Source organism: Nocardia sp. NPDC127606 (assembly GCF_042671725.1).
Lineage (GTDB): Bacteria > Actinomycetota > Actinomycetes > Mycobacteriales > Mycobacteriaceae > Nocardia.
In genome coordinates this window covers 2,180,699-2,199,957 of the sequence record NZ_JBHXWQ010000001.1, presented here as the reverse complement: position 1 = coordinate 2,199,957, position 19,259 = coordinate 2,180,699, and the positions used below count along the sequence as shown (strand labels likewise).

The window sequence follows — 19,259 nt, the reverse complement described above, 5'->3', positions numbered from 1 at the left end:
CCGGCCTGACGCAGCAGATGGCCCCACTGTCGTGGACGGTGCGGACGTCATCGAGGTGCATGTGTGGGCTTGCCGAACCAGTGGGAGAGGTGGGTGTTCAGGTCTTGCTGGTGCTCGCCGAGCCAGGCGACGTGGCCGTCGGGGCGCAGCAGGAGCGCTGGAGCATCCAGCGCCACAGTGGGATCGGTGATGAGGTCGACCCGGTCGGACCAGCCGTCGACGCTCAGGCCTTCGGTGCGGTCCAAGACCAGACCTCGGCCCTGACGCAGCCGGTCGTAGAGGTGCCCTTGTTTCAGGTCGAGGTCGGGCAGGCGGCGGCCGAGTAGGTCGGGGCCTGGGCCGAAGTCGTAGCGGATGGCGGTCGCGGTGATCTTCTCGATCAGGTAGCGGTTCACCTCGTCGAAGTCCATCAATTCGGTGAGCAGCCTGCGGACGGCCTGCGGACCCGGTTCGGTGGATGCCAGTTCGACCTGGGCGCGGGTGTTGTCCAGCACGTCCGCGGCGACCGGATGACGTTCGGTCTGATAGGTGTCCAGCAGTGTCTCCGGCGCCCAGCCGTGGATCTGCCCGGCCAATTTCCAGCCGAGGTTGACGGCGTCTTGAACACCCAGATTCAGCCCCTGACCACCGGCGGGCGGGTGGATGTGCGCGGCATCGCCTGCCAACAGCACCCGGCCGATCCGATAGCGCTCGACCAACCGGGTGGCATCGCCGAAGCGAGACAGCCAGCGCGGGGAATGCACGCCGAAATCGGTTCCGGCGATCGCGCGCAACTGCTGTTGGAAGTCGCCCAGCGTGGGCGGTTCGGTGCGGTCCTCGCGGACACCCGCAGCGGGAACAACGACGCTGTAGACGCCCTCTCCGAAGGGCCTGAGACCGAACACCGCATTGGTCGCACGGATTTCGGTCACCTTGGCGACGATCTCTTCCTGCGACACACCCACTTCCATCTCGCCCATCAATGTCTCGGTCCGCGCGGGCTCACCGGGGAAACCGACACCGAGCAGTGTGCGCACCGTACTGCGCGCGCCGTCACAGCCGACGAGATACCGCGACCGCACCCGCTCACCGCCGGCCAGTTCGACGGTCACCCCCTCGTCGTCCTGCTCGAAACCGACCACCGCGCAACCACTCCGGACCTGCGCACCCAGCTCGGTGGCATGCTCTTCGAGCAGATGATCGATGATCGGCTGCGGGATGCCCAGCTGATACGCGTACTCGGAATCCAGCCCTTCGGGCGTAGGTTTGGCGATGGCGGCGAACACCCCGCCGACCGGACGCTGCCGTCCGCGTTCGAGCAGGCGATCCAGCAGCCCACGCATCGCCATCAGCTCGAGACTGCGCACATGCAGACTGACCACCCGGACGAACGACGACACGGACTCGGGTTCCTTCTCCAGCACGAGAACCCGCACATCATGCAACCGCAGCTCGGCGGCCAGCATCGCACCGGTCGGCCCACAGCCCGCAATGATCACATCGAACATGAACCACCCATTCGCCCGAATTCTCACCTACCCAGTCACCACACATCTCCGGCCACCGCGCATGCGACACATCGCGCTGATCCCGGATTTCCGCAGGTCCTGGCCTCGGCCGCCAATTGTGCGGTACCCCCAGCGCTTGCCGCAAGCGATATTTGCCGAGAACGAGGTGTGCTACTTGTACCAGTCGTCGCCTTCAGCGACGGCCCGCCGCTGCACGTAGTCGGTCAACGAACCGGCAACCCACTTGCGGTCATCGGTCTCGTGATCCCACATATACACCCCGGTGTTCTGTCCCGATGGCAACCGGACGTAGGCGAACTGGTCACCACCGCCGTTGTCACCGAAGAACATCAGCTGGTCGAACGACATATACAGTTCCGCGAATTCGGGATCGTGACGAAACCGGATGTTCTGATCAACGATCTCCTCGACCGACCACACCAGCCCGGACCCCCACTCCGCAAGCACACCATCGGTGTGCCGCAACAGATCTCGCAACTCATCCGGCACGGCCTGACCCAACCGCCCCTCGATCCGGTCCACCGCCATGTCAGAAGCCGCGGACGCGAACTCCGCATCCTCATAGAGTCCTCGGATCAGGTCCTTCCACATTCGCCGATCCTGCCATGCGGTGAACACCGTTGAGCCCATAGCTCTTACCGTGAAATCGTGCCTTCCGCTCATCGGCGTAGGCGGACGTTCGCGAACACGAGTGCGTGTGTGGCGGCAAATTGTCGTGTCGTCGGCTGGGCTGGGTCGCCGGTCCGATGATCGGCTCATCCGCAATGCACTTGATCTTGGCGTGGAGTCTGATCTAGTGTCCCCCTCGCGTTGATCGCGCACTCCGAGGTGTTGCGCGCGCTCGCCGCTGACGGAGGTTGTTATGCACAAGCTGATGGTCCTGTATCCCGAGCCCGCCGATCCCGACCACTTCCGCGACTACTACGTGAACAACCACCTCCCGCTGGTCAGGCGCATGCCCGGCCTGCTCGCGTTCCGCTACAGCTTCGAGGTGGCAGCGACGCAGGGACAAACGCCGTACTTCGCGGTCTTCGAGGCCGAGTTCGCTGACGCTGCGGCAATGACCGCATCGAGGGCGTCTCCGCAGGGCCTGCAGGCGGCTGCCGATGTCGCCAACTACGCCACCGGTGGCGCGGTCGTCATCCACTTCCCGGTACAGAACGGCACCAGCTGAGCCTGACCCCGAGGCACCGCCGCATCCTCGGTGAGCCATGTTCTGCGAGGGTCCCCACCCGCCCGCCCGACACCAGATCCCCGGTCGCGACCCTCGGGGATCGCGCTGGTCGCGGCAGAAGCGGATGTTCGTTGTCGGGGACACACCGAGCGGTGGTTTTCCGACGACTGTTGATGCGTTGTGTCCAACCGGTTTCAGCTCGAGGGATCCCGCGGAGCGCTAACTTCATCGCCAAAGTTCGCTGCGTTGGCTACCTTCGGCTGCATGATCTATCCAGGTGGGGATTCGGCGTCGCGAGTGGCGCAGTTGGCGAACATCCCGCACGAAGACTGGATGCAGGACTGGCCTATCGAGGCTTCCGATCCGGCACGGCTCGATGAATTCGTTCGCCTGCTGCTCGCGCACAAGGCCGACTGGGAGTTGAGTTTCTGGTTGCTGGATCTGGTCCTCGAGTCGGCCGAGAACGATCTGGCCATCACGTCGACGCAGGACGATCTGCCACCACGAACCGAGCCGTTGGTTGACGCTCTGGTTGCGGTTTGGGAAGCCACGCAGGCACCGGGAATCGCGCAGGGGCTCGAGTACTGGGCGTGTCTGGAGGCATCCGCTCCCGATGAGATGTTCTTGGTGAGCCCGCTGGTACGGGAAGCGCGTCGCCGGATCGGCCATAGCGCTAGATGAGACGGCGACGCCCTTCTTAAACGCCACACTCCGCGCGGTATACGGCATTACCGGATGTGCGACATGGCGGCGCCTGCGTAAGGTGCTGGGTTGTTCCAGCATCGACAACGTACAGGTCCCCGATGTCGGTCGGGTGATGGGAAGGGCACGATGAATTCGCAGACAGATACCGCTGGACGCACCTATGTAGTCACCGGTTCGGCATCCGGAATCGGCGCTGCGACTGTCGCATTGCTCCGTGAACGCGGCGCCAGGGTCATCGGATGCGATCTCGACAACGCTGAGGTTCGAGCCGATATATCTACACCTCGGGGACGTCGTTCGCTGGTAGACCAGATCAATGAGCTGGGGTCGATCGATGCGGTGCTGGCGATCGCGGGTGGCGGTAGGACCGGCATGCTGGAGACGAACTATTTCGGCACTGTCGCGACTTTGGAGGGCCTTCGGCCGCTGCTGGTACGAAGTGCCGCACCACGAGCGGTGGTTGTGTCGTCGACATCATCGCTGGCACCTGCGGACGAGCGCATCATGCAGGCATGCCTCGCCGGAGATGAGGCCGCCGCCGTCGCGTATCTGGCGAACGATCCGGCTGCCGGTGGCGCGACCGCTGGTTACGGGATTGCCAAGCGCGCCTTGAACCGCTGGGTGCGCAATGTCGCTCCGACCGAGAAATGGGCTGGAGCTGGCATAGCGCTCAATGCCGTCGCCTCCGGAGTTGTCGATACTCCGGCTGCAGCATGGATCTTCGCGGACGACAATGTGCGCAAGGCGGTCGAAACCGCTGCGCCACAGCCTTTCGGCGGGTTTCCGGGCCGTCCGGAATGGGTTGCCGAACTAGTCTGCTGGCTCGCCGGTGCGGCCAACCGTTTCGTCACTGGTCAGGTCGTCTTCGCCGACGGCGGTGCGGAAGCAACGCTGCTCGGCGACCATCATTGGCGGTAGCCGAGACTCACCGATTGGTCCGTCTGGCAATAGCTCGACATACTCAATTCGGCAGTTGAGTGCGTTGGTCGGCTGGTGCCGCGGCACTCAGGATCGCGCGGGTCGCGGCTGTAGCTGACGTCCGAGTCCGGCAGACCGTGCGGCGATCTGGGATCTGCAGGGCCCAGTTATTGTCACCAGCGGCTTCAGATTGAACAGCCCACGAGTTGCTCAGTGACAGGCAGGCGGTCGGATGAATGTCTTGGGCTGCTCTGGTCGGCCGTGAAACGGGTGGGATGCACGACGTGCACGCGCGCAGCCGCGGAGAAGATTCTCTCCAGGCTTTTCTCAGGTGGACTTGCCGCGACGGCCAAGGTCCGCCGTCGCCACGCTTTCTCCGCTGCGGCGAGCCTATTGGGGGCGAACCCGAAAACACCTAGTCATCGTTCAACCGGACGTTGGTCCTCGCGCGAGCACCGACGCGGCGACAGCGACGAAGATGTAGGTGCTTCGATCCGTATACGGTCACGAACGGGGGCTTGCCTTCTTGAACAGCTCGTAGATGGCGAAGTAGTTCTGGCTGCCATGCCCCTCGGCGACGGCGCGTTCGGCGAGCTCCTTCATCAGCCGCGGATGGTCGGAGTGGACGCCCTGTTCTTCGCTGGCGCGGGTGATGTGTTCCAGCGCATTCAGATTCATTGCCAGCGTGCCCAGGTCACCTGGATAGTCGGCGGCGTCCAGATCGGGCGCCTGCTCGGCCAGGGACGCGTAATCGACCACGGTCGGCATGAACCAGCCGAGGGCAAGCTCGGCGAACTTCTGCGCCGAGACGTTCGCGGAATCGAGTAGGGCGCTGGCATGGAGCCAGCCGTTGATGGTCGCGTACATCATCTCGAGCAGGGCGGTGTTGTAGAGCACCGCCAGCCCGATATCGGCACCGAGATACCGCGGGTCGCCCAAGCCTGCCAAGGTCGTTCGGTGCCGATCGAAGACGCCCTGGTCGCCGCTGTACAGAATCACCGCGCCGGGTTCGCCCACCAGCGGTGGCGGGACCATGATGGCGCCCTCGAGATAGTCGATGCCGCGCTCGGCCGACCAGGCGAGGGCCGCACGCGCTTCGGATGGCGCGCCGGAGCTGAGGTTGACCAAGACCTTGCCTTCGAGCTCCGCGGCAGCGCGGTCCAGGACCCGATATATGGTCGTGTAGTCGTTGAGGCACACGATGGTGATCGTGCTCGCGGTCGCCGCCTCGGCCACGGTTCGCGCCCGCTGCGCGCCCTGCACGACCAGTTCGTCGGCCCTGTCGGGTGTGCGGTTCCAGACGGTGAGGCAATGCCCCTGCTTCAACAATGCTCCGCCCAGCGCCAGGCCCATGGGCCCGAGCCCGAGGAGGCTGATGCGGTTGTCCTGCACTGTGTTCGAGGAATGTGTCATGTCGGGTACGTTAAAGTCTCACATCAATGTGAGAGTCAACTCGGAACTGGGTGGTGATCCGCAGATGCGCATCGGAGCGCTTTCGCGCCGGACCGGCGTCAGCATTCGCCTGTTGCGCTATTACGAGGAGCAAGGCCTGTTACAGCCCGCGCGGGAGCCCAGCGGGTATCGCGAGTACCGCGAAGACGACGTCGGTACGGTACGCAATATCCGCACGATGCTGGCCGCCGGCCTCAGCACCCACACGATCGCCGAGATGCTGCCCTGCATGGTCGACGACGAACGAGGCCTGGCGCCCGGGTGCCAGGAAATGCTTCCCGACCTTCATCGTCAGCAGAAACGGATCGCCGAGGCGGTAGCCGATCTGCTGGCCGCACGCTCTGTCCTGGACAGCATCGTGGCAGCGGCGCTACCGCCTGAGTCCGCCGAGACTGACGCCTGCCGCGCAGTCGAGAACACCGCACTGTGAACATCGCCTCGACCGCTGCTATGAATGCACTGAAATCGACAGAAGAGTGCGTTTCGCGGCTCGTGCCGCGGCCCTCGGGATCGCCCGGGTCGCGGCATTTCAGTGCGTTCGACCTGGATCGACCTCGGACCCGTCTGACAGGAATTTCAAGACCAAGCCGCGCAGCTCTGAAACTTGCGCGCCGTCCATCTCGGCGATCATCACATCCGCTCGCTGGGCAATGCCTCGCACTTTAGCCAAGACCTCGGCCGAGTCTGACCATCGCTCCTCAGGAAGCCGGAGCACCGCCGCCAACAGGGCACCCGGATAAAAGTGACCGGCGGCAAGCGGATTCGCCTCCAGCTGATCAAGCGCTCGAGGCAGTATTGCCGTCGTTCCAACATCCTGCGACAACATGATTCGCAGGCCCTCGATATCCAGTTCTCCGATCGGAACCTGCCGCATCCGGTGGACTGTCCGAACCAGATAGGTGTCCTCCGGGGCGGCTGCCGGCCAAACGTCACCCTCGATGTCCTGCACCGATTGTGAGAACTCCTCGCTGTCGGCCACGCTTTTCACCGCTCTCATCTCAATGGCACTGCTCGTTCACGTGAAGCATCGGCGCTGTCGGGACCTGCCCCACAGTAATGGTCACCGGTCTGGTCCGACGCCGTCGTTGACACGCACATCGGTATGAGCGGATGTTCAGTCAACACGCCTTCTCTGAACTACTGAGCAAGCAGAGCCGTTTCGAACCGCGCACTATGCGGCATGTGCGGATATTCAGGCGATGTTTTCACGTTCCGCAAGGAATCGATCGAGCAGGTCGAACAACACCTCGAGGATGCGGACTTCCTGCTCGGGAGTGAGATCTGTGTCAGCGTCCCGCTCTGACAGTGCAATCTGCGTGATCACACTCGACCAGGAGAGGCTGCTCTCGCGACGAAGGTGGTTGGTGAGAAGCCACTCGCGAAAGCCATCCAGCCCTCGACCTCCAGACCGGCGTGCGGCGTAGTCGTAACCGTCCAGGAAGCACGTCACACCACGCACGGTAGTGAAACCGATGTACATGCCTGGGCGCGCTGCAAACTGCCGTAGGTACTCGCGTTCGGTCGGATTGTTCGGGTCCACCGGCTTCCACACTTTGGTGCGCCCCCACCCGGCGAAGTGTGCATCGAGGTTCGCGGGCTTCTCCATCTCGCTACTTCACCATGTCGACGGCGACTGTGCGTAGACGAGCTCACCTGTGCCAGTCCCGCTTTAGCACAGCACACCGAACTCGGCAGTTCAGCGCGTTCGGCGGGGCGAGATGGGCACGCCTCGTCGATCTTTCACGCCCGTCGTCGCGTCATTCTCCAGAGTGAGATCGTGTGAGTCCCGTTCCGACCCGGTTCAGCATCTGGCCGAGCAAGTGGAGAGTTCGGGCTGATGCCGGTGCTCCGCGAGAGGTGCCCTCCCAGGCGGCGGTGGTGAGTGATTCGACGGTCGTGAGGGTGTGGGCGTCGTTCCCGGCGGCCAGTACCAGAATGAAACGCACATAGTCGCCGATGTCGGTGCCCCGTGGGTGCTGCTCGACAAAACCCTCGAGCCGAGGAGTCAAGGCGGGCAGCGTGCGGGCGGTGGGGAACACCACGGCGAGGCCCGCGAGTGCCAACCGGACTGCCGGGCATTCAGGCGCCCATCGGGCGAGCAGGACCGGTGTGCAGGACCGGACCGCTTCGCGGGCTCGGTTCTCGTTCCCAGGATCCGCGTACGGTGGTGTGTCGGGCCAGTATTCAGCCAGGTGGCGGTCCGCGACGGTGGCGATGCTGAACAGCAGACTGATCACCTGGAAACGATCCTGTGGTGGCACGCGGTTGTCGATGGCCAAGGCCGCCAGCAGAGGGACGCCGTCGGCGGTATGGGGCAAGCAGGTGTCCTGATGGAGGATCTCGCTGTAGAAGTCTGCGAGGAAGAACCTGTCGACCGTCCAGAACGGGTCGACCGAGGACTGGAACAACATCGCGGCCTGCGGTGGCCGCGGGTCTGTCAGACGATCGGTGATGACGTCCCGGAAGACCCGCCGGATAGGCGGCTCGTCCGGCAGGTCGTTCCGGTCGGAGGTACGCATACTCATGGCCGTCGCAGCCTACTGCCGTGTCCATCAGCTAGTCCTGGATGCCTCGACACCGCACAGGAATCGTGGCTTGATCGATTGTTCTGACGGCCGGTGCTCTTGGATTGCGGCGAAGAGAATGAGCGGAGGGTCCGTGCACATGGATCTTCACGTTCGGAGACATTCTCCAGATCTCCTGCGCCGCTACCCCCTGCGCGAGTTATCGAGAAGTCATCGACCTACTCGTAGTCGAGTGGCCATGGTGGACCGTCGATCCCTTGGCTAGCTCTACGAGCTGGAACGCGTCATTCGGTCGGCTCACGAGCATCCGCCTGCCTACCTCAGTGACGAGCTGGGTACCCGGCTCCTTAGGGCTGGCCTGCCCGGATCTCTTCGGTTGCCGCACGGAAGGCGGGCGCGGCATGGGCGAAGTAGTCGAAGAGCACCGCGCGCTGTTCCGGTGTGTAGCGGTCGAGGACCTGGGCGATCCTGCGGCGGGCCGGTGCCACCAACTCCCCGATTCCCGCGAGGGCCTCGGTCACCGGTTCAACGACTACCTTGCGACGGTCGGACGGGTCGCCTGTACGGCGGACGTATCCGGCCCGTTCCAGCCGGTCGATGAGGCGGGTGGTCGCGCCGGTCGTCAGGCCGGTTCGCTCTGACAACTGTCCCGAGGTCAGTGTGCCGGCCAAGGCGAGCTGGCTGAGTGCGTACCACTCCGAGGCTTGCAGTCCTGCCGCCGCGGCGCCGGCCATGCCGTGCAACCCGACGGCATCGAGGTAGGCGCGGAAGACCTCCTCTTCGGAATTCTGCTGCGCGGTAGTTGCCATGGTGCTCGAAGTCTCCTACTCTGATAGTTGCACGCATACAGATAGTGACTGCATGCAGATAAATTACAGTCTACCCACACGGGAGGAAATCGTGGCTTCCAACACCCAGGACGATCAGCAGGCGGTTACCGAGGTGATCGCCGGACTCGTCGATGCCTGGCGTCGTCACGATGCCGATGCCTACGGGGCGGCATTCACCGAGGACGCCACATACATCACCTTTGTCGGCACCTACTACCGCGGGCGAGGCGACATCATCGAAAGCCACCGCACGCTGTTCGCCAAGTACCTCAAGGGCACCCGATTGGCCGACGAAATCCTCGACGTCCGATTCCTCGGGCCCGACACGGCCGTGGTCACCGGGCGCGGCGAATCCTACAAAGGCGACCGCCCCAAGAAGCTGACCAAGGTGCAGACCTACACGCTGGTCCGCGAGCAATCCGGGCAGTGGCGCGTCGCGGCGTTTCAGAACACGAAACGCAAGCCGATCATGGAGGCGATCTCGTTCAAAACCGCTCCCAGCCTGATTCCGGCAGCACAGCGGTAGTGTCATGCAGCTGGAGCCCGATGAGCCATAGTGACGCACGAAGTCGGAACGTGCAGAAGTCTCGAGCCGTAGTGAATCTCAACCGCGCCGGAACACGTGCATCGCGAAGCTTTCGAAGCTTCAGTAGCACGCTATTCGCCAGATGCGGACATTGTGTGCCGCAACAGCTCTGGTCCGCCAGCCGCCTTGGATGGCCGCTTCGCTCAGCGCTCACTTGGCAGTCTGGTGAATCATTTCCCTGAAGAATCATTGTTCGAAGCGTCACGATCCGTCTGGCACGCACGCTGCAGACCGCACTGACATCGGCAATTGCGGACGTTCCGCCGATACAGGCCTTCGAGATCACATCGCGCCGTTGATCTTTCGTCACGACCTCAGGCCGCGCGGGTCGAGGCATCAGAAGGCATGCGGTCGCGGGTCGATCGCGGCACACCAATCGCTTGACCGGGCCGCTGGTTCAGTCGAGTGTTACCAGTACGCATTCGCCCAGGTCGGCGGCAAGTCGATACAACTCGGCATACTGGGCCAGCCGATCGAGAAGGTAGTCGCGATCCCACGGTCCCTTATAAACACCGGACGCTTCCATCGCTTCAGCGTCGAACACATGTGAAGCAGCCTCCAGACTGTCCTCCACATAGTCGGCTATGGTCCGCGCAGTAGTCGGGCGAACAAACCGAAGCGGACTCCCTTGCCCCGCAGTCGCACCCGAAGCGAGGGACTCCGCCCCGAACACTGCGATCTCGGCTAACCCGGCTGGATTACGTTCTTCCTGCTTCCGGCGGTTGGGCGCGAGCAACCAGTACACCGCGTCCCACGCCCGCGTGGAGAAAGTCCGGTCGAGAATGCCGGGCCGCTGCCTCGCGATCTGACGAGCGACCGGGGCCAGTTCCACCCAGATCGGGATATCCCAGTACTGCGAATCGGCGCCATCGCTGGTAGCCAAGCTGCTGAAAAACTGGATGGCGTTCTCGGCGGCCTCGCGATCGCGCATCGCGCGTTCGAGCAGGGGTTCGTAAGGAACTGCCTGGTATCGAGCATCGAGGGCCATCCCCAGACCATAATCGGCGTTCAGCGCGCTCTCGGACAGGCGGCGTGGTCGCGGTCGCCCATTCAGGTAGCGGCTCGCAGCGCGCGAGCCAGTTGGGCGGTACGACGTCGATGCCGGGGCCGGCACCAGTAATCCCGCCATATCGGCGGTCCACAACCACGGCCCGGACAGCAGGGTATCTGATCGGCTCCGAGTTGCTCGCCGTCTCCGGCCGCTAGATCACTGGTTGGGGTGTCAGGTCCCATCGAAAGTACTACGCTCGCGGGACACAAACTAGAACAGGTTCTCGGGGCGGGGTGTTCGATGCGGGCGGTGCAGATCGCGACATGGCGGGCGACGGTTGTCGGTGCGGTTTTCGCGCTGGTAGCGGCATGCGCGGGTTGGGCTACGGCAGTGCCGTTGCCGGAACAGGATTCGTTCTATGCCGAGCCCGAGAATCTCGCCGACCTGGCCAATGGGACAGTGCTCGCGTCGCGGGTGGTCGAAACGGAGTCGTTCTGGCAGCCTCTGTCGGCGGCTGCGTGGCAGGTCAAATACAAGACGATCGACAATCACGGGGCACCCCGGGCCTACATCGCGACAGTCCTTGTACCGCATCAAGAATGGACTGGCGACGGCCCGCGCCCGCTGCTGTCGTACCAGGTCGCCGAAGACGGCGTCGGCTCGAAATGCGCACCTTCGTATGCGCTGCGTGGCGGGATCGACGGCGCCCCCAGCGGCGCGTACGCCGAGACCGGCATGATCGGTTATGCACTGCAACAAGGTTGGGCTGTGGTTGTACCGGACTACCAGGGGCCTGACTCCGATTTGTTCGGTGCCGACGGGTATGTGCACGGCGTGCTGGACGGAATTCGCGCGGCCAGAGCGTTCGCGCCCGCGGCTGTCGACCCCGCGGCGCCGATCGGCATGTGGGGATACTCCGGCGGTGCGCAGGCCACCGCTATTGCCGCGCAAGCGCAGACCACTTACGCCCCGGAACTGCGTTTGTCCGGTGTGGTGCTGGGCGGGGTCGTCGCGGACCTGGAAGCCACGATGTCCGGATTCAGCGGTGGAATCGTCGGTGGGGCGGTTGTCGTCGGCCTGGTGGGGCTCGACCGGTCCTATCCGGAAGCCGATGTGGCCCAGTACGTCAACGAATCCGGGCGCGGGATGTTGGCCGCGAGCCGGGCCGATTGCGTACCCGACGCCGCCCTGGCGTATCCGTTTCTCGATGCGGCGGCGCTGGAAGCCTGGCCTGGGTCGATCACGAACAACCCTGAATTGAGCAACGTGGTGCGGAAAGCCAGCCCCCTGTTCCGCCCGGGCGTACCTGCCGTGCCCGTGCTGCTCCATCACGCTGTCGCTGACGAGTTCGCGCCGATCGGTGCGGCACGGGCGCTGGCCGGAAAATACTGCGCCGCTGGCATTCCGGTGCAGCTGGTGGAGAATCCCGTCGGCGAGCACGGTACCGAAGCCATGCTGGGAATGCCGGCGGCCCTGACCTATCTGGCCGACCGATTCGCCGCGAAGCCGGCGGCAAGCACCTGCTGAGCGGCATCGGTACTCGACAGCCCAGGGGAGTAGCGAACAGAGCCAGATCCGGTATCCACGGTGCGGACTGTGCCGGAAATAGTGCCCGGCCTCCGACCTGTTGACCCTCGCAACGCGTAGTCTCACCCTCGTGCCGACTGGCGGTAGCAAACAGGTTCGCGCCGCACGTAAGCGCAAAAAGCGGATGGCGGCCGTCGCTCACGACCTCACCGACGCGCAGTGGGACGCTCTCAAGACGTCCTGGGGCGGATGCGCCTACTGCCGATCGCCCGTCACCTCACTACAGAAGGACTGCGTGCAGGCCATCTCGCGCGGCGGCCGCTACACGCTCGGCAACGTCGTGCCCGCGTGCGGGTCGTGCAACGCCAGTAAGTGCAACGCCGAGGTGACCAGCTGGCTGCGCCGCAAGAAGCTCGACGAACGCTCGTTCCTCGTGCGCCACTACGAGATCGCGACCGAGCTCACTACGAGGTTCGCCTAGTAGCGTGAATCGGGAGTGGGAATTCTTCGGCAGTCTCGGGGGATACACGCTGTTCGGCTGCAACAGCTACGTTTCCGATTTGGGGTGGCCAACCAAATCACAAGCACCACTGGCTATTTCAGGATATCCGGAGCGGCATACGATCTCACCGGCCCTTGCCGGCCGATGGGATGAGCACGATTCTGCCGAACACCTCGCCGGCCTCCATTTTCTGGTGTGCCAGCACAGCTTGCTCCAGGGAAAGTATCTCGTGCACAACTGCTTTCAGCTCGCCGCGCACCGCGGCCGCGAATAGTTCGGCGGTTGCAGCTCGTCGGTCGGATGTGGGCACGGTGTCGGCACTGAAAGTCGCGAACGATGTCGATTTGCGGAACGCCTTGATCATCTCCACGCCGAAGTCCGCCGGTGGCATGCCTGCCATAACACCGACGACCACCATGCGACCGTTGGGCTCGAGCTGGGTGAGGAACGACGGTAGATCCGCACCTGCGACGATATCGATGATGACGTCGTACCCCGCAGGAGCGTTCTCCGCACCCCTGCCGGCGCGGTCCAGCACGTGTGTCGCGCCGAGACCGCGCAGGCGATCGCCGCGCTCAGGCGAGGAGGTCGTGACCGCGACCGCACCGGCACCGCCACGAGCCGCGAGCTGGACCGCCATCACGCCGATTCCGCCCGCCGCGCCACGCACCAGCACCGACTCGCCGCGCGTGAAATGCGCATGGCGCAAAGCGAAGTGGGCCACCATGGCCGAGCTACCGAGTGTCACCGCGTCGACAGCCGAGAGGGCCGCCGGGACGGGGACGAGCGTCTCGGCCGAGGCGACGGCGTGCTCGGTGTAGCCGCCGCCCTCACCGGTGAACGCCCACACGCGCTGACCGATCCACTCTGTGCCGACTCCCTCGCCGACCGCGGTCACAGTGCCTACGACCTCTTGGCCCAGGATGTGACCTGGCGTGATCCCGAAGGCGGCCAGCGCGCCACTTCGGACAAGGGCGTCGACACCGCCGACGCCGATCGCCTCGGTCGTGATCAACGCCTGTCCTACGGCCGGATTCGGGTGGGGGAGTTCGACCACCGCGAGTACCTCTGGACCTCCGAATGCCTGGACCACTACTGCCTTCATCGGTGTCTCCGTGTTCTGTTCGAGGGGACTGATCAGTGGGACCGTAACGGACACCCCCGTCCGTTTAGCTAAAGTGAGAGCGGTGACCACTCGTTTGCCTCACACCTTGCGTTCGGATGCCAGGTACAACCGCGAACGCATCCTCGATGCGGCCCGCGCGGTGTTCGTCATCGACGGCCTGGACGTGCCGATGCGGGAGATCGCCCGGCGCGCCCAGGTCGGCCCCGCCACCCTCTATCGCCATTTCCCGACCAAGGAGATGCTGGTCGCCGAGGCGTTCACCGATCAGATGCTCGCCTGCCGGACTCTCGTGGACGAAGGGCTCGCCGACCCTGATCCCTGGCACGGCTTCTGCCGCACCGTCGAGAAGCTCTGCGAGCTGCAAGCCCGCGACCATGGATTCGCCGCAGCCTTCATGTCCGCCTACCCGCACGCCCTGGACTTCGCCGCGATCCGCAACTCCTCGCTCACCGGCGCCGCCGAACTGATCCGCCGCGCCAAGAACACCGGCCACCTGCGCCCCGACATCGTGGCGGACGACCTCATCCTCATGATCATGGCCAACAACGGCATCCATGCCGGCACATCGGCAGCACGAATCGCGGCCTCCCGCCGCTTCGCCGCCCTCATGATCGAGGCGTTCCGGGCCTCTCCGGGGTCTGTACCGCTACCGCCGGTGCCACGATTGATGCCCCCGATGCCCCGACGCAAGCCCGGCAGCAGAAACGCAGGATGACCGGAGGCAACGCCGTGTCGAGCGACGCGAACCCGGGCACCGCGCAGCCGGGTCGCTTCGTGCGGTGAGCAAGCGCCGTTCCACGAACTGTGCCGCTCAGGTTCGGGTGAGGGGTTCGGCGGTGGTGGTCAGTAGTTGAAGTCGGGTGCGTCGATGGGAATGACTGGGGGCCAAGGGTTGTGGTGTAGGTCGCGCTCGTGGATGCGGACGCCGTGGAACCAACCGTGGGTGGGGTCAATGGCGGAGGTTTCGCCGGCGTCGATGTAATCCAAATGCAGCCAGGACCATTGTTCGTGAGCGGGGCAGGGGCCGGTTCGCGCGCCGGGATCGCTGACAACGTCGGATTGGACCAGAACGTCGAGGTGGTAGGCGGCGGAGAACCAGCGTGCGGAGTCGCGTGCGGAAGGGTCGGGGTCGCGGTGCCAGGTGGTGCTCAGCGCGCGCTCGTCTCCGAGACCGCCCGCGCCTATCGAGCGTGCGGCCAAGCGTCGGACCATGGGCGCAGATTCGGTCAGATCCGCGCACATACCCTGAGTGACAAGGGAATTGGCGTAGTGGCCGGGTCCGTTGACCGAGATCATCACCCCGCCGGGGATCCGGCGGTCGTGATGGCGGCGCAGATGCGCGCCGGTATGAAACAGCTGCACACTGCCTTTGAACAGGCGCAGCACCCCGTCACTGCCGCGCAGCGGGATGGCCTCGGTGTAGATCACGTCGGGCCGGACGGGTGCCAGTTCGGTGAGGTACAGCGACGCCAGTTCTGTGCACAGACGGGCGAATTCGGGGCCTGGCCGGGCGTGCGCGAGACACCGGCTGTTGAAGATCACGAGAAATGCGCTGCTCTTTCCACGCGCGGCCTGCTCCTTCCAGATGCGGCGGTCTGCGGCGATCCGCGCTGAGACCGCGTGCGGCCCGGCCGCGAGCGTCTGTTCGTCGATCCAGCACAGATCCATCGCCAATCCTCGCGCCGGCGTGCCGGACTTGGTGGCCATCCGTCCGAAAACACACGGCTGGTGCCGGGCCGCCCAGTCCAGAAACGCCGCGCGTTTGGTCTGCTCATCGGCGGCGGACAGCAGAATCGCGTTGGCGGCGTCGATGTCGGGGCCGAACGATGTCCCTGCCGGATATTGGGGAAGTTCGGAGAGTGCGTCGAGCGAGATACCAGCCGGAATCGGTGTCATCGTTGCCTCGGTGTCGGGGGCGATGAAGCTCTGGACCGGCCAAGTCTGCCCTGTGGTCATCCCGATCGCATGCCGCCACTCCGTGTGGCCGATTTCGGTGTCGAACCACTGCGAGTCATTGTCGGATCGGTGCGCAAGGACGCATGAATGGATCGACGTCAGCAAGTGCCGCACTGGCGGCCCACAATTCGGCGGCAGTGTCGTGGCCGTTCATATGCGCGGTGTCTCACGATGCGGCTGCCTCGAAGACCGAAAACCCGTGGCCCCCCAGAGTTGCCCGCCGTCTATCTCGCTGTCCAGAACGGCTCGGACAGCGGTGGCCGCTGCGTGTTTACCGTGTAGCGCAACACCCGCGGGTAGTCCGCGCAGCCGCTGGGCGGTGGTGCGAGCGAGGGCCAGTGCGAAATGCCCGAGATGGTTTGTCGCGAAAATCAATTCGTGTCCATGAGCGCTGATACCGGACAGCAGGATTCTCGCATTGAGCACGACCGCGTCCAGACTGTCGGCATCGAGGGCGTCCACTGCCACGGGCAGTGAGGGTAGATCCGAGAGATCCAGACGCACGCACCGCAGTCGAGCATCGGGAACCTGTGCCCGGATCCCGCGTATCGCGAGGTCGCCCTTGGTGGTGTCGCGGCAGCCCAGCACCACGGTGGCACCGTTGGCCGCGAGCTGTTCGGCGGTGAAGTATCCGATGCCCGCGTTCGCGCCGGTACCAGAAGGTTCTTTCCCTCGGCCCGCCGGCCGCTCTGCCACGTCATGTCATCGACTCTGACAGCGCGCCCTTGCACCGCCGTTACACCCGCTGGCGTGCTGTGCGGAGGTACGGCCTGGTTGTTCCCCGTCGACAAGGTCATCGCTATCGTGAACGACAAGGTCACCGTTCAGTCGTACCTGGGCCGGCCCGGCCAAGGCGACTGTTCGATCGGAGAGAGCGGCGTCGGATCATGGCAGAGGACCTGACCGTGACTCGGGGGCTGGTGATACCCGCGTCCGAGTTGCGCGAGCGGTTCTCACGGTCGTCCGGCCCGGGAGGGCAACACGTCAACACCACAGACAGCCGGGTAGAGCTGTCGTTCGACCTCGCCAACTCACCCTCGGTGCCGGAGTGGCTGCGCGCCCGGATGCTCGACCGCCTGGCGACCCGCCTGGTCAACGGTGTGCTCACGATCGCCGCATCGGAACAACGCGCGCAACTGCAGAACCGCGCGGCCGCCCGCGAACGGCTGGCCTCGCTACTGCGCGACGCCGCTGCCGCCCCACCACCCGTTCGCCGCGCCACCAAGCCCTCGCGTGGAGCGAAGGAACGCCGCATCTCCGCGAAGAAGCGGCGCGGTGTCACCAAGCGCAACCGCCGCGCGTCCCCGGACGACTAGTCGACGGCGACCCGCAGGTCGGGGTATCGGCGGCACAACGGACGAAATATTCGGCAAGGTCAGGTCCAGAACAGTGCAGTATGCGGCACGAGCGGATGCGTCCCGCGGTTGATCAGGGCTGCGTGCGAAAGCCCCGGGGCGTACGATCACAATGATCATGGTTTTCATTCTTGCCTGCTGTGTTGAGTGCGTGACTTCACTCCCATGACCTGGACAGGAAGGCCAATGATGACCGTTTCAGCGAGCACCCAGGACCGAGCGAATCTCTTCGATGAACTCGATGACGCGATCCGCGAAATCACCGTCGGCCGGCCAGTGATCGTGGTCGACGACGAGCACCGCGAGAACGAGGGCGACTTGATCATGGCCGCCGAACTGGCCACGCCCGAAACGCTCGGGTTCTTCATTCGCTACACCGGAGGAGTGGTGTGCGCGCCGATGTCGGTCGAGCGGGCCGAGCTACTCGGGTTGCCGCTGATGACCGCAGTGAACCAGGACTGCAAGCAGACCGCGTTCACCGTGACCGTTGATGCGGTAGCGGGCGTGGTGTCCGGCATCTGCGCGGCCGACCGAGCCGCTACCTTGCGCGCACTGGCGGACCCTGCTACCCGGGCAGAAGACCTTCAACGGCCGGGCCACGTATTCCCGTTGCGAGCGCACCCCGACGGGCTCGCGGCGCGTCAAGGCCACACCGAAGCAGGAGTGGAGCTGATGCGGCTGGCCGGCTTGTCGCCGGTGGCGGCGATCAGCGAGGTCTGTCACGACGACGGGACGGTGATGCGGTTGCCCGCACTGCGTGCCTTCGCCGATTCCCATGAGCTGAAGCTGATTTCGATCGATCAGCTCATCGCCGCCACCGGAACCACGGCGCCCGTTCCCTCATGAGCGAGTACGTCGAGGCCGTCCTGTTCGATCTGGACGGTACTCTCGCCGCGACCATGGAGCCCTGGGACCGCTGCTGGGCGGAATACGCTGCCGGTCACGGCCATATCTGGACCGATGTCGACCGGCACAGTACCCACGGCCACGGTGACTGGGCCCAGTACCTGGCCCGGGTGTGCGGTATCGATGCCGTCGATCAGGTCATCGCCGAGTGTGTGGAGGCGATGATCGACCAGGTCGAAGCAGGCCACATCGAGTTGCTCCCGGGGGTGGACGCGCTGTTGGCGGCGGTCACGAGCCGGGCAGCTACCGGTGTGGTGTCGGCTTCTCCGCGCCGGTTCGTCGCAGCCACCCTCGATCATTTCGGGCTGCGCCGATCTCTGCAGGTCGTGGTCGCTCGTGAGGACCAGGCGCAAACCAAGCCCCACCCACAGCCCTGGTTGCATGCCGCCGCCCTGCTGGCAGTCGACCCGAATGCGTGTGTGGCAGTCGAGGACTCGGTGGCGGGGATTCGGTCAGCGCATGCGGCGGGGATGCGGGTGCTGGCGATCCCGAGCTGGGCGCCCGCTCTGTCTCCGAGCGAAGCGAATTTGGCCGAGTATCTTGCCCCTGACCACCGCCACGCTCAGCGGTGGCTGAGCGGCATCCTCACCGAACCGCCCCGCACGATCACCCGCTGACACGAATCAGGTCGCTATCAGCCCGAACTCGGCTCCAACGGCCCGAGATGGTCTCAGGCCGCCCCCTCGAGAGTGAGCGCCGCGTCGGCTTCGAACGACGTGCCGCGCGGCCTCACCGATGATTTCCCTGCTCCTGCTCCTGCTCCTGCTCCTGCTCCTGCTCCTGCTACTGGTGCACGGTGTCGAGAATGTGTTTGGTCAGTACGGGGCGCACGGCTACCTGAACCGACGGGAGCCGGCTGATGGTATCCGGGTTCGAGCGGTCGATCGCACAGATAACCGTGTCGACGATCCCCCCGCGATCGCAACTGCTCGGTCGCGGCGACGACCGCACCACCGGTAGTGATGACGTCCTCGATCAGCACGATGCGCCGGTCTCGCACCTCGCAGCCTTCGGCAAGTGTTGTGTGCCCGCCCATCTGTAGGCGCAACGCGCGCCGTGGAGTACTTTGCCGCACAGTCTCAGGGGCGCGCTGGACTCCTCGATGCCGGGGTCGCTGTGCACATGTCCAGTCTGCTCGAGGCTCGGACGCCAGCAACTCGGCAGATGCTGACGTTCGTGACCGCGCGGTATGCGGTAT

At 64.8% G+C, this 19,259-nt stretch carries 22 protein-coding genes; 11 read left to right on the top strand and 11 right to left on the bottom strand.

Features of this window, described 5'->3' with window-relative positions; translation table 11 throughout:
* Positions 1–47: 47 nt before the first annotated feature.
* Both rox and ACFVJ5_RS10275 read right to left on the bottom strand, forming a co-directional pair.
* Complete coding sequence (rox, locus tag ACFVJ5_RS10280; RefSeq protein WP_379219630.1) at positions 48–1,487, bottom strand: rifampin monooxygenase; 1,440 nt, start codon at positions 1,485–1,487, stop codon at positions 48–50.
* 171 nt (positions 1,488–1,658) lie between these two features.
* Entirely contained in the window at positions 1,659–2,138 is a 480-nt protein-coding gene (locus ACFVJ5_RS10275; protein ID WP_379219628.1) for an SMI1/KNR4 family protein, read from the bottom strand.
* A gap of 232 nt (positions 2,139–2,370) precedes the next feature.
* On the opposite strand from ACFVJ5_RS10275, the gene ACFVJ5_RS10270 reads away from it, so the two are divergent.
* The 3 genes from ACFVJ5_RS10270 (at position 2,371) to ACFVJ5_RS10260 (ending at position 4,305) form a co-directional block, all read left to right on the top strand.
* The gene (locus ACFVJ5_RS10270) at positions 2,371–2,682 is read left to right on the top strand and encodes an EthD family reductase (protein WP_379219627.1); all 312 of its coding nucleotides are present in this window, start codon (positions 2,371–2,373) and stop codon (positions 2,680–2,682) included.
* A gap of 246 nt (positions 2,683–2,928) precedes the next feature.
* Positions 2,929–3,363, top strand: coding sequence for a hypothetical protein (locus ACFVJ5_RS10265; RefSeq protein WP_379219625.1), 435 nt, complete (start codon positions 2,929–2,931; stop codon positions 3,361–3,363).
* Positions 3,364–3,513: 150 nt separating this feature from the next.
* Complete coding sequence (locus ACFVJ5_RS10260) at positions 3,514–4,305, top strand: SDR family oxidoreductase (RefSeq protein ID WP_379219812.1); 792 nt, start codon at positions 3,514–3,516, stop codon at positions 4,303–4,305.
* Between the two features lie 504 nt (positions 4,306–4,809).
* On the opposite strand, the gene ACFVJ5_RS10255 is transcribed toward ACFVJ5_RS10260, so the two are convergent.
* The gene (locus tag ACFVJ5_RS10255; RefSeq protein ID WP_379219623.1) at positions 4,810–5,718 is read right to left on the bottom strand and encodes an NAD(P)-dependent oxidoreductase; all 909 of its coding nucleotides are present in this window, start codon (positions 5,716–5,718) and stop codon (positions 4,810–4,812) included.
* A 64-nt stretch (positions 5,719–5,782) separates the two neighbouring features.
* On the opposite strand from ACFVJ5_RS10255, the gene ACFVJ5_RS10250 reads away from it, so the two are divergent.
* Entirely contained in the window at positions 5,783–6,187 is a 405-nt protein-coding gene (locus ACFVJ5_RS10250) for a MerR family transcriptional regulator (protein WP_379219621.1), read from the top strand.
* A 99-nt stretch (positions 6,188–6,286) separates the two neighbouring features.
* Here the strand turns inward: ACFVJ5_RS10250 and ACFVJ5_RS10245 are convergent, their stop codons facing one another.
* From ACFVJ5_RS10245 to ACFVJ5_RS10230, 4 genes are all read right to left on the bottom strand, one after another.
* Positions 6,287–6,736, bottom strand: coding sequence for a contact-dependent growth inhibition system immunity protein (locus ACFVJ5_RS10245; RefSeq protein ID WP_379219619.1), 450 nt, complete (start codon positions 6,734–6,736; stop codon positions 6,287–6,289).
* Positions 6,737–6,949: 213 nt separating this feature from the next.
* Positions 6,950–7,363 (bottom strand): hypothetical protein, encoded by a 414-nt coding sequence (locus ACFVJ5_RS10240; RefSeq protein WP_379219617.1) that lies wholly within the window; start codon positions 7,361–7,363, stop codon positions 6,950–6,952.
* A gap of 151 nt (positions 7,364–7,514) precedes the next feature.
* The gene (locus tag ACFVJ5_RS10235) at positions 7,515–8,282 is read right to left on the bottom strand and encodes a hypothetical protein (protein WP_379219616.1); all 768 of its coding nucleotides are present in this window, start codon (positions 8,280–8,282) and stop codon (positions 7,515–7,517) included.
* Between the two features lie 347 nt (positions 8,283–8,629).
* Positions 8,630–9,091 (bottom strand): MarR family winged helix-turn-helix transcriptional regulator, encoded by a 462-nt coding sequence (locus tag ACFVJ5_RS10230; RefSeq protein ID WP_379219614.1) that lies wholly within the window; start codon positions 9,089–9,091, stop codon positions 8,630–8,632.
* Positions 9,092–9,182: 91 nt separating this feature from the next.
* On the opposite strand from ACFVJ5_RS10230, the gene ACFVJ5_RS10225 reads away from it, so the two are divergent.
* The gene (locus ACFVJ5_RS10225) at positions 9,183–9,638 is read left to right on the top strand and encodes an SgcJ/EcaC family oxidoreductase (RefSeq protein WP_379219613.1); all 456 of its coding nucleotides are present in this window, start codon (positions 9,183–9,185) and stop codon (positions 9,636–9,638) included.
* 457 nt (positions 9,639–10,095) lie between these two features.
* On the opposite strand, the gene ACFVJ5_RS10220 is transcribed toward ACFVJ5_RS10225, so the two are convergent.
* Positions 10,096–10,686, bottom strand: coding sequence for a DUF1877 family protein (locus tag ACFVJ5_RS10220; protein ID WP_379219611.1), 591 nt, complete (start codon positions 10,684–10,686; stop codon positions 10,096–10,098).
* Between the two features lie 312 nt (positions 10,687–10,998).
* On the opposite strand from ACFVJ5_RS10220, the gene ACFVJ5_RS10215 reads away from it, so the two are divergent.
* Complete coding sequence (locus tag ACFVJ5_RS10215) at positions 10,999–12,216, top strand: lipase family protein (protein ID WP_379219609.1); 1,218 nt, start codon at positions 10,999–11,001, stop codon at positions 12,214–12,216.
* A 130-nt stretch (positions 12,217–12,346) separates the two neighbouring features.
* Complete coding sequence (locus ACFVJ5_RS10210; protein ID WP_379219608.1) at positions 12,347–12,697, top strand: HNH endonuclease; 351 nt, start codon at positions 12,347–12,349, stop codon at positions 12,695–12,697.
* Positions 12,698–12,842: 145 nt separating this feature from the next.
* On the opposite strand, the gene ACFVJ5_RS10205 is transcribed toward ACFVJ5_RS10210, so the two are convergent.
* Positions 12,843–13,823, bottom strand: a complete 981-nt coding sequence (locus ACFVJ5_RS10205) for a zinc-binding dehydrogenase (RefSeq protein WP_379219606.1) — start codon at positions 13,821–13,823, stop codon at positions 12,843–12,845.
* An 82-nt stretch (positions 13,824–13,905) separates the two neighbouring features.
* Between ACFVJ5_RS10205 and ACFVJ5_RS10200 the strand changes: the two genes are divergently transcribed.
* Positions 13,906–14,559, top strand: a complete 654-nt coding sequence (locus tag ACFVJ5_RS10200) for a TetR/AcrR family transcriptional regulator (protein ID WP_379219604.1) — start codon at positions 13,906–13,908, stop codon at positions 14,557–14,559.
* Between the two features lie 128 nt (positions 14,560–14,687).
* On the opposite strand, the gene ACFVJ5_RS10195 is transcribed toward ACFVJ5_RS10200, so the two are convergent.
* Both ACFVJ5_RS10195 and ACFVJ5_RS10190 read right to left on the bottom strand, forming a co-directional pair.
* Positions 14,688–15,800 carry a hypothetical protein gene (locus ACFVJ5_RS10195; RefSeq protein ID WP_379219602.1) on the bottom strand — a complete coding sequence of 371 codons (1,113 nt, stop codon included), beginning with the start codon at positions 15,798–15,800 and terminating at the stop codon, positions 14,688–14,690.
* A gap of 150 nt (positions 15,801–15,950) precedes the next feature.
* Complete coding sequence (locus tag ACFVJ5_RS10190) at positions 15,951–16,496, bottom strand: SDR family NAD(P)-dependent oxidoreductase (RefSeq protein WP_379219601.1); 546 nt, start codon at positions 16,494–16,496, stop codon at positions 15,951–15,953.
* A 191-nt stretch (positions 16,497–16,687) separates the two neighbouring features.
* On the opposite strand from ACFVJ5_RS10190, the gene arfB reads away from it, so the two are divergent.
* The 3 genes from arfB (at position 16,688) to ACFVJ5_RS10175 (ending at position 18,678) form a co-directional block, all read left to right on the top strand.
* Entirely contained in the window at positions 16,688–17,116 is a 429-nt protein-coding gene (gene arfB, locus ACFVJ5_RS10185) for an alternative ribosome rescue aminoacyl-tRNA hydrolase ArfB (protein WP_379219599.1), read from the top strand.
* A gap of 228 nt (positions 17,117–17,344) precedes the next feature.
* A complete protein-coding gene (gene ribB, locus ACFVJ5_RS10180; RefSeq protein WP_379219597.1) occupies positions 17,345–18,001 on the top strand; it encodes a 3,4-dihydroxy-2-butanone-4-phosphate synthase in 657 nt (218 codons plus the stop codon).
* Positions 17,998–18,678: an HAD family hydrolase gene (locus tag ACFVJ5_RS10175; protein WP_379219596.1), complete on the top strand. Its 681-nt coding sequence runs from the start codon at positions 17,998–18,000 to the stop codon at positions 18,676–18,678. The genes ribB and ACFVJ5_RS10175 overlap by 4 nt, the downstream gene beginning before the upstream one ends.
* Positions 18,679–19,259: the final 581 nt, after the last annotated feature.